General features: G+C 38.0%; 10 protein-coding genes. 8 read left to right on the top strand and 2 right to left on the bottom strand.

Annotation, left to right across the window (positions count from 1 at the left end):
- Window positions 1–171: 171 nt before the first annotated feature.
- From ACUNWD_RS02645 to ACUNWD_RS02625, 5 genes are all read left to right on the top strand, one after another.
- Window positions 172–1,953 (top strand): L-fucose isomerase, encoded by a 1,782-nt coding sequence (locus ACUNWD_RS02645; RefSeq protein ID WP_445586212.1) that lies wholly within the window; start codon window positions 172–174, stop codon window positions 1,951–1,953.
- Window positions 1,954–2,089: 136 nt separating this feature from the next.
- The gene (locus ACUNWD_RS02640) at window positions 2,090–3,232 is read left to right on the top strand and encodes a DUF6786 family protein (RefSeq protein ID WP_445586211.1); all 1,143 of its coding nucleotides are present in this window, start codon (window positions 2,090–2,092) and stop codon (window positions 3,230–3,232) included.
- Window positions 3,233–3,262: 30 nt separating this feature from the next.
- Window positions 3,263–4,570 carry an L-fucose:H+ symporter permease gene (fucP, locus tag ACUNWD_RS02635; RefSeq protein ID WP_445586210.1) on the top strand — a complete coding sequence of 436 codons (1,308 nt, stop codon included), beginning with the start codon at window positions 3,263–3,265 and terminating at the stop codon, window positions 4,568–4,570.
- Window positions 4,571–4,764: 194 nt separating this feature from the next.
- Entirely contained in the window at window positions 4,765–5,757 is a 993-nt protein-coding gene (locus tag ACUNWD_RS02630) for a GntR family transcriptional regulator (RefSeq protein WP_445586209.1), read from the top strand.
- 1,609 nt (window positions 5,758–7,366) lie between these two features.
- Window positions 7,367–8,596 (top strand): DEAD/DEAH box helicase, encoded by a 1,230-nt coding sequence (locus tag ACUNWD_RS02625; protein WP_445586208.1) that lies wholly within the window; start codon window positions 7,367–7,369, stop codon window positions 8,594–8,596.
- 102 nt (window positions 8,597–8,698) lie between these two features.
- Here ACUNWD_RS02625 and ACUNWD_RS02620 read toward each other — a convergent pair whose 3' ends face one another.
- Together ACUNWD_RS02620 and ACUNWD_RS02615 are read right to left on the bottom strand one after the other, a co-directional pair.
- A complete protein-coding gene (locus ACUNWD_RS02620; RefSeq protein WP_445586207.1) occupies window positions 8,699–9,007 on the bottom strand; it encodes a hypothetical protein in 309 nt (102 codons plus the stop codon).
- 5 nt (window positions 9,008–9,012) lie between these two features.
- On the bottom strand, window positions 9,013–9,384 hold the full coding sequence (locus ACUNWD_RS02615) for a hypothetical protein (protein WP_445586206.1): 372 nt from the start codon (window positions 9,382–9,384) through the stop codon (window positions 9,013–9,015).
- A 684-nt stretch (window positions 9,385–10,068) separates the two neighbouring features.
- Here ACUNWD_RS02615 and ACUNWD_RS02610 point away from each other — a divergent pair.
- The 3 genes from ACUNWD_RS02610 to ACUNWD_RS02600 all read left to right on the top strand — a co-directional run bounded on the left by ACUNWD_RS02610 (window position 10,069) and on the right by ACUNWD_RS02600 (window position 14,603).
- Window positions 10,069–12,516 carry a hypothetical protein gene (locus ACUNWD_RS02610; protein ID WP_445586205.1) on the top strand — a complete coding sequence of 816 codons (2,448 nt, stop codon included), beginning with the start codon at window positions 10,069–10,071 and terminating at the stop codon, window positions 12,514–12,516.
- A gap of 180 nt (window positions 12,517–12,696) precedes the next feature.
- Entirely contained in the window at window positions 12,697–13,230 is a 534-nt protein-coding gene (locus ACUNWD_RS02605; protein ID WP_445586204.1) for a hypothetical protein, read from the top strand.
- A 278-nt stretch (window positions 13,231–13,508) separates the two neighbouring features.
- Window positions 13,509–14,603 (top strand): acyltransferase family protein, encoded by a 1,095-nt coding sequence (locus ACUNWD_RS02600; RefSeq protein ID WP_445586203.1) that lies wholly within the window; start codon window positions 13,509–13,511, stop codon window positions 14,601–14,603.
- Window positions 14,604–14,777: the final 174 nt, after the last annotated feature.

Here is a 14,777-nt window from a genome sequence, read left to right as displayed (position 1 = left end):
ATTGGGATTTGATTATACGCAAATGTAACTTTAAAAAAAAAGTTTATCAATTGGCAGAAATAAAGATTTAAAGTTTTATATTAGCAGCACAGTACAGGACAATACATCAAATAAGCTATTCTGTCACATATTTTTAAAAGACATCAAACTAAATAATTAAAACTTTTACGAATGAAAAATCGATTAATCGGAAGATTACCTAAAGTAGGAATCAGGCCAGTTATAGACGGTCGCGAGCGTGGTGTGCGTGAATCATTGGAAGTACAAACCATGAACATGGCGAAAGCTGCAGCTCAATTAATTGAAGAAAACTTACGCTTTCCATCAGGTGAGAAAGTGGAGTGTGTAATTGCTGATACAACAATTGGTGGAGTTGCTGATGCGGCTAAATGTGCCGATAAATTTAATAAAGAAGGAGTAGGTGTTTCATTAACGGTTACTCCTTGTTGGTGTTATGGTACGGAAGTAATGGATAGCGACCCGCTATTGCCAAAAGCAGTGTGGGGATTTAATGGTACTGAGCGTCCGGGAGCTGTTTATTTGGCTGCTGCATTGGCTGGTTACACGCAGAAGGGACTTCCTGCATTTGGTATCTATGGGCGCGATGTGCAGGATGCTGGAGACACCAGCATTCCAGATGATGTGAAAGAAAAAGTACTTCGTTTTGTGAAAGCTGCACTAGCTTCTGCTCAAATGAAAGGTAAGTCCTATTTGTCAATTGGTTATACTTCCATGGGGATTGCGGGTTCAATGGTGGATGCTAATTTCTTCCAGGATTATTTGGGAATGCGTACCGAATTTGTAGAGTCTGTTGAGCTCATACGCAGAATGGAAGAGGGTATTTACGACAAAGAAGAATATAACAAAGCTTTGAACTGGGTTAAAGACAACTGCGAGGAAGGCATTGATCCCAATGAGAATGAAAAGCAGTCGAGTCGTGAGCGAAAAGTTTGGGAATGGGAGACCGTGGTTAAAATGACCCTGATCTGTCGTGATTTGATGATCGGCAACCCAAAGCTGGCTGAAATGGGGTATGGCGAAGAAGCGAAAGGTCACAATGCGATAACCGGGGGTTTTCAGGGACAACGTCAGTGGACCGATTACTATCCGAATGCTGACTTTCCAGAAGCTATATTGAACTCATCCTTTGACTGGAATGGGTTGCGCGAAGCGTTTGTGTTTGCGACAGAAAATGATAGTTTAAATGCTGTACCAATGTTATTTGGGCACTTGTTAACCAATACAGCACAGATATTTTCAGATGTACGTACATTCTGGAGCCCTGAGGCTGTTAAGCGTGTGACTGGAAAAGAATTGACCGGCTTGGCTAAAGATGGTATCATCCACTTAATTAATTCAGGTTCAACAACCTTGGATGCTACTGCACAGCAGAAAGATGCAGATGGAAATCCAATTATGAAACCTTACTGGGACATTACGGAAGGCGAAGCGCAAGCCTGTTTGGATAATACCCGCTGGTGCCCTGCTAATTTAGGTTATTTCCGTGGTGGCGGCTTTTCATCACAATTTAAAACGGCTGGACAGATGCCGGTGACCATGTCACGCGTAAATTTAGTGAAAGGACAGGGGCCTGTATTGCAGATTGCTGAAGGCTGGACTGTTGAACTTCCTGATGATGTTCATAAAGCACTGGATCAGCGCACTGATCCAACATGGCCAACAACCTGGTTCGTACCACGATTGGCAGATAATGATGCCTTTAAAGACGTTTACAGCGTGATGGCAAACTGGGGAGCCAATCACGGTGCAATTTCTTACGGACATATTGGAGCCGATTTAATCACTTTAGCATCTATCTTAAGAATCCCTGTTTGTATGCATAATGTGGATGAGAAAGATATTTTCCGTCCAAGCGCCTGGGCTTCATTCGGAATGGATAAAGAGGCTTCAGATTATAAAGCATGTGAAAACTATGGACCAATGTATGGCTAATTGGAATAATTGAATTATTTTGTTCTAAACTTACTTTATTTCAATTAGATGTTTCAGAATTGCAATTAGGTTGATTTTCATTTATTGGAATGTTTATCATCTATTGCTTCATTCGAAACAGGAAAAATACATAAACATGGATTTTGAAAAAGGCCAGTATGGCTATGACTTAGAGATACTTCAAAAACATTATTCAACAATTGAACTAGTAGCGGGGGCATCACGTATTGTGATGATCCCCGAACTACAGGGACGGGTGATGACCAGTACAACGAATGGAAGTGATGGATTTTCCTTTGGTTGGGTTAATCACGAAATCTTTCAATCTCAAAAATTATCGAAGCAGTTTAATCCGTTTGGCGGGGAGGAACGCTTTTGGATTGGTCCGGAAGGTGGACAGTTTTCCTATTATTTTGATTATGGAAAGCCGATGCAAATGGAAAACTGGAGGGTTCCGGCAGCGATTGACACCATGCCTTGGGAGGTAATTGAAGCAAATCAGGAGACGGCGACTTTTCAGAAAGCGTTCAATTTGGATAACTATTCAGGAACCAATTTCCAGATGGAAGTTACACGCAGAGTCACCATTATTGATCCGATTGAGATAAGTGATTTTTTACCCATCGAATTGGATAAATCAATCAAAGCGGTTGCCTACGAATCACTCAATCAATTGAAGAATTCAGGCTCGACTGACTGGAATGAACAGACTGGAATGCCTTCCATTTGGATGTTATCCATGTATCAGCCATCGCCGGAAGTAACCATAGTTGTTCCCTATAAAAAAGATAGCGAAGGCCCCGTGGTTACTGATGATTATTTCGGTAAGGTGCCTGCCGAACGAATAAAATCTGAAGATGGATTTATCTACTTTAAGGCTGATGGAAAGCTGCGAAGTAAAATAGGAGTTTCACCAGAACGGGCAATTCCCGTGCTTGGAAGTTATGACCCGGTCAACAAGGCATTAACGATTCTGATTTGCTTATTGGATATGGCGTCGAACAAGTATGTAAATTCGTCATGGGAGGAAGTTCAGGAAGCACCATTTAAGGGTGATGCAATCAATGCTTACAATGATGGCCCCCTTGAGAACGGAGGGCAACTTGGACCATTTTACGAATTGGAATCTTCTTCATCAGCGGCGGAATTGAAAATGGGAGAAATTAAAACTCATATTCAGCGCACCTTTCATTTTGAAGGAAGCGAAGAGGCTTTGAGCCCAATTGCTGAAAAGTTACTGGGCGTTTCTATTGATCAACTAACAAATGCTTTAACTTAGACAGACGATAATCTAACTAAAACTTAAAACGTGAAATCAAAAGACAGAGTAATACCAACGGAGTACCTGGTGCCGTTTATTTTAATTACCAGTTGTTTTGCATTATGGGGCTTTGCCAATGATATTACAAACCCAATGGTGGAGGCTTTTTCCCGTATCTTTAATATGGGAGTTGGTGGGGGAACCTGGGTACAGGTGGTGTTCTATGGTGGATATGGTGCAATGGCATTTCCTGCGGCATTTTTTATTCGAAGATATACCTATAAAGCTGGGATTCTTTTAGGTCTGGGCTTGTATGCCTCCGGTGCTTTACTTTTTATTCCGGCCAGCGCGATCGGTATGTATTACCCCTTTTTGATTGCTTATTTTGTAATGACCTGTGGTTTGTCGTTTCTTGAAACGAGTGCAAATCCCTACATCTTATTTATGGGGCCTGATAGCACAGCCACCCGTCGTTTAAACTTTGCACAGTCTTTTAATCCAATGGGGTCTCTAACAGGGATGTTGGTTGCAAAAAACCTGATTCAAGCCCGACTGGATACGCGTGGTGCGGATGAACGTGCTTTGTTATCACCACAGGAATTTGAAGCAGTTAAAAACAGCGATCTGGAGGTTCTAAGTTCTCCATACATTGCTATCGGAGTTGTTATATTGGTGATGTTGGTTATTATTTACCTGGTGAAAATGCCTAAAAATGAAGATTCAGATCACCGACTAAACTTCTTTGGCGCAGTAAAGCACTTGTTGGGAGTGACACGTTATCGCGAAGGAGTCATTGCTCAGTTGTTTTATGTGGGCGCACAAATTATGTGCTGGACATTTATTGTGCAATATGGTCAGCGAATATTCATGGAAGATTTTGGTATGAGTGCGGGAGAAGCCGCGCAGAAAGCACAGTTTTATAACATTATTGCCATGAGTATTTTCCTGGTTTCCCGATTTATTTTCACCTTCCTGTTGAAATATATTAAACCCGGATCATTGTTATTGATTCTCGCTATTGGCGGCGGCGTTTTAACGGCGGGAACTATTCTGTTTCAAGACATTTGGGGACTATACTGTTTGGTGGGCGTATCGGCCTGTATGTCGTTAATGTTCCCAACGATTTATGGAATTGCCTTACATGGAATGGGTGAAGATGCCAAGTTTGGTGCTGCCGGGCTGATAATGGCCATTGTTGGTGGTACATTTTTGCCTAAGGCGCAGGCATCAATTATCGATTTGGGAACCGTTTGGTCAATGCCAGCAGAGAATGTATCGTTTATAATCACATTCGTATCATTTATTGTTATTGGGATATATGCTTACAGAACTGTTAAACTACATCTTTCGCAGTAAGGATCGTCATTAATAACCGAAATCGAATGACTTTAGCAATGGCATTTATAAGCAATTTTGTTAAATTTGAAACGGAAAAATACAGAGAGAATACGTTTAAATACAAAGATATTTTCTGTAATAATCAGATAGTAAATTGATGTGTAAGCCTGGATTTTATTAATAATCCAGGCTTTTACCGTAGAAAATGAAATATGGCCTTTAAATTTGAATTGGATAATACATCAACACAAACTAAACTTCAGCAAATAATCCATGCAGTAACTGAAGCTATTAGTAATGATGTATTGCAGGAAGGTGATTTTCTTCCTTCAGTAAACACGCTAAGTCGGCAAAGTGGAGTGTCCAGGGATACCGTTTTTAAGGCTTATACCCAACTGAAACAACGCAGCATCATTGAATCAACTCCTACAAAAGGATATTTTGTAAGTAGCAAATCTTTTAAGGTTTTCATGTTGCTGGACGATTTTAGTTCCTTTAAAGAGCAATTATACAGTAGCTTTCGAAATAACCTGCCTGAGAATTATTCCGTTGATTTATTGTTTCACCATTACAATTCTGATGTGTTTGAGCAGCTGATTCTGAATAGCCAGGGACGGTACAGCATGTATGTGGTCATGAATATCAACAATGAGCGGATGGAGAAGGTGTTGAAGAAGATTGATCCAAATAAGCTGCTGATTTTAGATATGGGGAAACCCGATACCGATGAAATAGCCTATCTCACTCAAAACTTTAGTGAGGCTGTGATTAATTGCCTGACGGAAGGATTGGAGTTGATTAAGAAATACAATGAATTTCACCTGGTTTACCCGAAAGTTACGCCACATCCGCACGAAACGGTAGAAGCCTTTGCGACTTTCTGTGAGCAAAATCAGATCAGTCATTCTGTAATTACCAATATTCAGCACCAAACCATAAAAGCAGGGCAGGCGTACTTTGTTATTAAGGAAGATGATTTGGTGCATGTGGTTAAAAGCTGCAAATCCAGTGGACTTAAACTGGGTAAAGATGTGGGCTTAATTTCTTATAATGACAGTCCAATGAAAGAAATTGTCGGTTCCGGAATTACAACGCTGTCTGTTGATTTTTGTGAGATGGGAGAGAAGGTGGCCCAATTTATTCAATCCAAGGAAAAAATATTTGAAACCCTGCCAACCAGGCTTATTTTACGAGGGTCGCTGTAAAAAGCAGCTTGTCCTAAACCGGACTGGTTATTCCTTTTTCCCTTCAGCTGGAAAAAGGAATCAAAAAGAGCCGCCGCTTGATGAAAAATTACTAAAACCCAATTCCATTCACTAAAATCGAACAAACTCCCCCGATCACTCGGGGTCAAACAGGTTCGATTTTTTAACGTTTATTCCATTGGTTTTCTTAACGCATTTTTCATTAGGCGGAAACGAGGACCGCTAAAGCCTTCTGTGATCAAGTCCTTAATTTCACCGTAAGGAGAAACAAGTGGCCTACGGAGGTTTTGGATTAGAAAACAAGGGCGAAAATCAGGGACGGTAGTGGTCAGCATTCATGTTTGATCCGTCATCTGACGGAGAGTTGGATTGTGTGGCATTTTCAATCCGTAGTTTTCATTCAAAAGTTACATCAGTCTTGACCTTTTTTGTTTCGGTTTTTTGGGTCAAGCCAAAAAATGAAATCTGGTTCGGAAGAACAATCACTTCATTTGTGTGAAAGATTTTTGAATAAGGGTTGTACTGTAATAATTTTTGACTCTTTCAAAACAAAAAGGTATGGTGTCTTAAACCGGACCGGTTATTCCTTTTTCCCAACAGCTGGAAAAAGGAATCAAAAAGAGCCGCCGCTTGATGAAAAACTACTAAAAACCATTTCCATTCACTAAAATCGAACAAACTCCTCTCGCTGGTCGTCATACAGGTTCGATTTTTTAACGTTTATTCCATTGATTTTCTTAACGCATTTTTCATTAGGCGAAAACGAGGACCGCTAAAGCCTTCTGTGATCAAGTCCTTAATTTCACCGTAAGGTGAAACAAGTGGCCTACGGAGGTTTTGGATTAGAAAACAAGGGCGAAAATCAGGGACGGTAGTGGTCAGCAATCCTGTTTGATCCGTCAGCTGACGGAGAGTTTGGATTGCGAGGCATTTTCAATCCGTAGTTTTCATTCACAAGGCCCGTCAGCCTTGACCTTTTTTGTTTCCGTTTTTTGGGTCAAGCCAAAAAATGAAATCCCGTTCGGAAAAACAATGACACCAGTAGTTTGAAAGATTTGTAACTCAGGGTTACCCTTGAGCAATCTTTCAGAACCAAAAGGTAGGTTGTCCTAAACCAGACTGGTTATTCCTTTTTCCCAACAGCTGGAAAAAGGAATCAAAAAGAGCCGCCGCTTGATGAAAAACTACTAAAAACCATTTCCATTCACTAAAATCGAACAAACTCCCCCGAATGCTCAGGGTCATACAGGTTCGATTTTTTAACGTTTATTTCATGGGTTTTCTTGACACATTTTTCGTTAGGTGGGAACCAGGACAGGCACAGCTTGGGTTTCTAAAAGAATAATTGTTGGTATGTACCGCATGAATATTCCTAATTTTTCTTCACCAAAAAAATAAATTGATTCAAGACTACCAGTCATTTACAGGAATATATCCAATTAATATTTTATTAATTATCGCACTCCTTCCGTGCATAATTTACTCACTATCAAATTAAATACTACCTTTGTGTCTTTTATTGACCTCCCGAGAAGTTTCTCGCCAATTTCCGGATGGGAACAAAAATTAATATATGAAGTTTGAAGAGTTAGATTTAATAGAGCCTATATTGAAGGCTCTGAAAGAAGAGAAGTATACAGAACCAACCACGATACAAGAAAAAGCGATCCCATTAATTTTAAAGCGCAATGATGTTCTAGGAAGTGCGCAAACAGGAACCGGTAAAACGGCTGCTTTTGCTATTCCCATTTTGCAACATCTCTTTTTGGATAGAAGACAGGGGCGGCGCCCGCGACAGTTAAAATCCCTGATTATTACGCCAACACGAGAGCTGGCAATCCAGATTGGTGATAGTTTTTCAACCTATGGGAAATTTACCGGGTTGAAGAATACCGTCATTTTTGGTGGGGTAAAGCAAGGTGTGCAAGTTAAAGCGCTGCAGAGTGGTATTGATATTCTGGTGGCCACTCCCGGGCGTTTGCTCGACTTGATGGATCAGGGGTATATTTCCCTCGACCACATTGAATATTTTGTGCTGGATGAAGCTGACCGCATGCTCGACATGGGTTTCGTTCATGAAATCAAAAAGATTATTGCCAAACTGCCGGCTAAACGGCAATCATTATTCTTTTCGGCAACCATGCCTAAGAATATCGTGGAGCTATCGAATAAGATATTGAGCAACCCTAAGAAGGTGGAAGTAAGCCCTGTTTCGTCTACCGCCGAAACGATTCAGCAGTATTTGTATTACACGAATAAAGACAGTAAAAAGGACTTGATTATTCATATTCTGAAAGATCCGAAGCTGGATCAGGTACTGTTGTTTTCGCGCACCAAGCATGGAGCCGATAAAATTGTTCGTAACCTCAAAAAGAAGAATATTAGCTCGGTGGCTATTCATGGCGACAAGCAGCAGAACCAACGTCAGAAAGCACTGGCCAAGTTTAAGAACCGTGAAATACGGGTGATGGTGGCGACCGATATTGCTGCCCGGGGAATTGATATCGACAAGCTGAAATACGTGATTAATTACGATATTCCGAATATTGCAGAAACCTATGTTCACCGCATTGGGCGGTCGGGTAGAGCAGGAGAAGATGGGATTGCTATCTCGATATGTGAGCCCGAAGAAAACGCATATGTACGGGATATTGAGCGTTTGATTAAGCAAAAAATTCAAAAGGTGGAGAAACACCCTTTTCCACAAACGGAGAAGCCAATGACCCTAAAAGAAAAGAAAGCATTCGAAAAGGAGAAAAACCAGCGGAAACAAGAGTTCTATGCTTCGCGAAATAAACAGCAGCAACGAACTGGTACCAAACGTTCATACAGAAGGTAGCAAATACACTTGCTTTGTTGTAGATATAAATAGGTTGCCTAAAAAGATTGGAGGGCTCTCAACCTTTTAAGCAACCTATTTCATTTTTATATTGCTGAAGGGTTAAGGTGCAACTGCCCCGGGATTTTCTTCTTCCGGTACTTCTTCGTTTTCTTCCAACAGCGGTGTTTGAGAACCGTAAATGAGGTAGTCGTCATAGTATGCCTGGTTGTTGCCGTCCCAGATACGTTTACCCACCTCACAAATTTCAGACATTATCTTGTACAATTCGTTGGCATTGGTAATTCGCTCAAATGCTTTCAGTTCCCTTATCGAGATGGCTTCCTTTTGTTGGTCAATTGTTTGATCCAGTTCCCCGGCATATTGATTAATTTCCTGAAGGCTGGTTTCATCAATCCGACGCAGCGCCAATTTATCTAACAGTGGTTGGCATAAATAATGAGTTGATTCTCGTCGAGGTTGGCCAAACGGGAGAAACGGAAGCTCCGGTATTCAACCGACTCTTCGCCAAGTGCCAGTTTTGCACGAAACCGAAACTCGCTGATCAGGTTCGATAAATAGCGACGGGCATTGTTCTTGCTTTCTGTTTTCATCATCTGTTGCCCTTGCCAATAGGTGTCAGACTCCTGTGTTTTAAACGCGCTTGTCTTTGTTTTAAACTCGTCAATGAATCCGGCTTCATACCCGATTTCTTCGAATTCAGACGCATCTCTGGTCATTAAATCTGCTACACGGTCGCAACGCTGTGTTAGCTCTCCATAGCTTAAATTGAATTTTTTTGTAATCATGTTTTTAAAATTTATTGATTGGGGGTGAATAATTATGATTACTCAATTTAACCCATGAGAATAAAATTGTCAATAATAAAGACCATTTTTTTGTTAATTAAAATTACTCTGGATGGGGCAATCTGCTGTATTGTTTGTATATCGGACGGTTTAGCGTATATGATAAACTGTTTAGCGTGGTCTGCGACCCATTTTTTTCTGATGAAAATCGGTTTTACGAGCACAAAAACTAGTTTTTTTCTCATGAAAACGTCGTCGGAATGTGAGCGGAGCACGTTTTTGCCTAAAAAAAATCAGTCGGAGAGCAAATAAAATGAGTTGATTTACAAGTAAAACCAGTTTGCGCTTGAAGGGACTGCGTTTCTATGCTCGCAGAGCCTGTTTTTTAGTGAGCGGAGCGCGTTGGAGTAGGAGATAGTAAACAAATGTTGATAAAAAACAGAAAACAACTTCAATTCTTTCTGATTAATTTTGTTAACTTATGTGCTGAATTTTAAAACCGATAAATGCCCCTAAGCAATCCATATGGAATTTACACTTCTGATTCAAAATTGGAAATTCAGAGAGTAATTGATCCAATTGATAAAATAATAAATAGAATAGTTAACATCTCATTTATTACACACTGTCATTAGATATACGCCGGCTGCTATTTAAATCGCCTACTACAAAAAATAGATAAACATGAGTAATTTTAAAGATTGGGGAGAAGTCTCCGTTATTTTTGAAGAAATACAGAATCTAACATTTAACAAAGACTTATCAAAAGAATCTGAAGCTCAAACCAGATTTGATGTTATTGATCGCATTATCCGTGAGATACTTCAATGGAAATATGGTCAAATTCATGTAGAATCTTTTGTAGAAGATACTGGCTACATTGATTATACACTTACTGCAGCTGATTTCAAAATAATTATTGAAGCAAAAAAAATAGGTGCATCTTTCCCTTCTCCTACTAGAAACAAAAAATTAAAATTAACTGGTCAAATACTAGGCAATGGTGAAATATCAAAAGCTTTACAACAAGCTGAAAATTATGCTATAAAAGAAAAATCTCATTTAGTTGTTGCAACTAATGGAAGATGTTGGGTTTTTTATCCAATAACTGGATTTTATAAGAAGGAAGATATATATGCAAATCTTTTATTTCCTTTTGATAATCCAGAAGATGCAGAACAACTCTTTAATGTATTTGCTTGTCAAAACGTTGAGAATAACAGTCTACTAGAGATTACTACCGATACTCCATATGTGCAAGAAAGAAAGGTTATTAGCATCTTAAGAGATAAAGATTCAAGAATTGACAGAAACAATATTGCTGATTTTATTTCACTTGCTTTAGACAATGCTCTCTATGCAGAAACACTATATACTGATTCAGAAAAGCTTGAAAAATGTTTTGTGTCAACTGAAGCAAGAACAAAATTTGATTCAACACTTCAAATTCACCTCCAAGATGCAAAACCAGAACTTGTATCTCCTGCTCGCAGAATAAAAAAAGACAAAAGTATAGATGAATTAGGAAGTTTTATTCAGGCGACTCGTCCAAGCATTGCACCCCCTGTAACGTTAATTATAGGAACCGTAGGATCAGGCAAATCAACTTACCTAAAACATTTTGAATTAGTAAAAGCAAAAGACATTTTAGCAAATTGTCAATGTCATTGGATTTATATCGACTTTGAAGAAATGGGTATTGACGGCAATCCTAGGTCCTTTTTGTATAATAAGTTAAAAGAATATTTATTAGCTGATCATCCTCAAAACCCAACTGACTACAAAAATGCAATAGAACCAGCATACGATGAAGAGATAAGAGCGCTTGCAAGAGGACCCTATTCTGGTTATTATAAAAGTGACAAAGAAAAGTTTAAAGACAAAGTAAATGATTTAATTGCTAAAGACTTCGGAAACGTTGAGCCATACGTTGAAAAAGTGTTGAAATATCTGACTCAAAAAAAGCTTTGTGTAATTATTTTAGACAATATTGATTTATATGAGGATATGAAATTAGAAACAAAAGTATTCTCGGAAGGCGTAGCATTATCAAAAAAAGTAAAATGTCATACAATTGTATCAATAAGGGACTCAACATTTATTAAACACAGAACTGATTCAATTTTTAATGCTTACGAGTTAAAAAAACTGTGGATTGACCCACCACCTTTCAAAGATATTTTATCAAAGAGACTTAACTATTCGAAAGAACTACTAGAAAATAAGCAGGCATATATTCCATTAAGTTCAGGTGCAAAATTAAATGTTCCAGACTTAAGTATATTTTTTGATATTGTACGCTCAAGTCTCTTAAATGAAAAAAATGGGAAATTTTTAGAATCATTAAGTGATCGAAACCCACGTAAAGGTATTTCTCTTGTCCGTAACTTTTTAACATCTGGACATATTCAGGCAGATAAAGCAATTAAAAATTACATCCAAGGTGACGCAAAATTTAAATTCCCTTATCATGAAGTTTTCAAAGGGTCAATGTTAGGTCAATGGAAATATTATAAAGAAAATCGTTCTGAATGTTACAACTTGTATGATTCGTATTTGAATTCCTATAATCTGCAACTGCTTAGACTTTATATAATTAAGTATCTATTTTACAATTCCCAGGATAAAAGTTCAGTTGAAACTTCAGTTGCGACGATTGTTAATATATTTTCTGAAATTGGAATTTCTGATGAAGGAATATTTAATGTTCTAAAATCAATGATAAAGAATGAATTAATAAGGAATAAAGATGGGGATGAGCTTAATTTAGATTCGACTATTTTTATAACTCTTTCAGGAGGATATTATATAAATATTTTATCAAAGCGCTTTAGTTACTTAGAGTCTGTATTGTATGATTCAAATATATTTTCAGATGACAAATGGGAGCAAATTTCTGTTTTATCCCAAGAAATAGAATACTCTGATTCAATTGTTGAAAGAATGGAAAAAAGAAAAGAACGAATTCATTGCTTTATAGATTATTTAAGTTCAATCGAGAACATTTATTTAGATAGGATTGGCAATTTCCCTTATATGAAACATACAGATGAATTAAGAAAACTTGTAAATATTCAAACCAATAAAGCTATTAGGAATTCTAAACGATTTTATAGTAATGATGAATTATAGAAACGGCAATCAACAATTTATAAATTCAATTGTGGCTTTTCTTCCTAATCCAAGTGCCTTAACTCGCACTTGTTTATAGTGTATTCGGAAAGGAAAAGAGCCGTTAATCCACTACTAAACTTATAATTTGCCGTCGCAATTAATTGAAGAACCTCTAATCGAGATAATCTCCACAAAAAAATGATAAAAGTTGAACTTGTAAGAAGAACATTTGCAGAAGTTTACGTGTATTCATTATACGTTTTAGCAATCGCTGTTTTAATATCACTAACTTTTAATTACGAGTATATTTCACACCAAACATTCATTATAATACTGTTAATCGTGCTTGCCTCATTACGCCTTATTCCTGTTATGCGGCTGAAAAGGCATAAAAAATATGGATACTTGATTGTTGAAGATGAACGTATTGATATTGAACGATATCGAAGAAAGGCGTCATATGAGATTTCGAACCTAATGAATCTGAAAATAAGACTTACAGGTTATGATGGCCAGCCAATGTATAAACACATGGATCATCTACGCCCACGAGATATGGATATGAAAAAGCTTGTTAATGGTTTAGGGAATTATATCCGATTTAATTATAAACTGAATAGATATAAGCTTCAATTATACTTTGACAAGGAGAATCAATATGAGGAGTTTAAAAGTTTAATGGAAAGATGGAAGGAAAAGTATCCGAGTATAAAAATGAACGTGAAGCGTTAACAGGCCAATGATAAAGCTAAGATAAAGTAAGAAATATTATTATAACTTATTACAAGCACACACACACACAATAAAAGACAGTCAGTCTGAATAGTGTGTTTTAGGTGCAGGTTACACATTAAGTGTCTTTGTGAATTTCTTCAACCAGCTTAACTTTTCTGATTTCGAGTATCCATACATTTGCAGATTCATGGTAAAATAATAGTTTTGCCGCCCGTTATGAGTAAAACAAAGATTTTACTTGTATCAGAACCTATAAACCAACTAAAATTAGATTAATGCCAACTAATGCTAGTCTTTTAAAGACCAGACAACATTTTGAAATCCTTGACGGATTGAGGGGGATTGCTGCAATCGCAGTAGTTATTTTTCATTTTATGGAATTCATATTTCCAGACTATCGGGATAATTTTATTGCGCATGGTTATCTCGCAGTCGATTTTTTCTTTTGTTTGTCAGGCTTTGTAATTGCCTACGCATACGACCACCGGGTCGAAAAAATTGGAATTATTTCATTTCTAAAATTGAGACTTATCCGATTACATCCAATGGTTGTATGGGGAGCTATTTTGGGTTTGCTTACTTTTGTTTTTGACCCGTTTAGTAATTTATTTGCTCAGTATGGGGGAGGCAGTACTTTTCTTATGTTTTTAAGTGCAACCTTTATGGCACCTTTCCCAGTGGTGTACGAGCGATATTTCAATATCTTTCATCTAAATCCACCCACCTGGTCGTTGTTTTGGGAGTATCTTGCCAATGTATTCTATGTATTGCTGCTTTTCAAATTAAGGAATAAGCGATTGTGGCTGCTGGCTGCTGTTGCAGCAGTTATTTTGGTTTTCACTTCATTTTACTTTAAAAACCTCGCCGTAGGCTGGGGGGGAGATAACTTTTGGGGCGGAGGCGCTCGCATATTTTATTCATTTATTGCAGGGATGCTGATTTATCGGTCGAATTGGATTATCAAATCACGCTTAGGTTTTGTTGCTCTTTCAGCTTTGCTGTTAGTTGTATTTATGATTCCATTCTCCGATCAGGTAAACTGGTTTGTGGATACAACAATTGTAATTGCATTGTTTCCTTTATTGGTAGCGTTGGGAGCGGGTGCCAAACTTGCTCCGACTTTAAACAACAGTTGTAAGTTTTTGGGTGATATTTCCTATCCATTGTATATCATTCACTATCCATTTTTATGGCTCTTTTTAAGCTATATGGAGGCCTGTCAGCCATCGTTGCTGCTTATGAAAATTATTACACCAAATGCAACCGCCTTTTTAATTGTTATGGCTTATTTGGTGATGAAGTATATGGAAACACCCATGCGAAAATCACTGAAAAGGAAAGTACAAGTACAAACTCAAGTGCAAAAATAGAGTACCGGGTTATCTGGATTTTCTATGCAAAAAACTGCAAATTCATACATTGAGTTTGCAGTTTTTTTTGCCCCCAATTAGATAGAATAAAGTCCTTGCTCTAAATTGGGAAGGGAAGAACCCCCAGGTTTTTTCTTAATCTGGTTTAAGTTTATTGAATTCTCCAGCACATAC

The organism is Sunxiuqinia sp. A32 (assembly GCF_052690465.1).
Note: the sequence above shows the minus strand (reverse complement) of the source record. Positions and strands in the feature narration are given on the sequence as shown.

Bases quoted from the DNA above. Each gene is read 5' to 3' on its own strand.
- ACUNWD_RS02640 (WP_445586211.1), top strand. From the start codon at position 2,090: ATGGATTTTGAAAAAGGCCAGTATGGCTATGACTTAGAGATACTTCAA.
- ACUNWD_RS02645 (WP_445586212.1), top strand. From the start codon at position 172: ATGAAAAATCGATTAATCGGAAGATTACCTAAAGTAGGAATCAGGCCA.
- ACUNWD_RS02605 (WP_445586204.1), top strand. From the start codon at position 12,697: ATGATAAAAGTTGAACTTGTAAGAAGAACATTTGCAGAAGTTTACGTG.
- ACUNWD_RS02630 (WP_445586209.1), top strand. From the start codon at position 4,765: ATGGCCTTTAAATTTGAATTGGATAATACATCAACACAAACTAAACTT.
- ACUNWD_RS02610 (WP_445586205.1), top strand. From the start codon at position 10,069: ATGAGTAATTTTAAAGATTGGGGAGAAGTCTCCGTTATTTTTGAAGAA.
- ACUNWD_RS02615 (WP_445586206.1), bottom strand. From the start codon at position 9,384: ATGATTACAAAAAAATTCAATTTAAGCTATGGAGAGCTAACACAGCGT.
- ACUNWD_RS02600 (WP_445586203.1), top strand. From the start codon at position 13,509: ATGCCAACTAATGCTAGTCTTTTAAAGACCAGACAACATTTTGAAATC.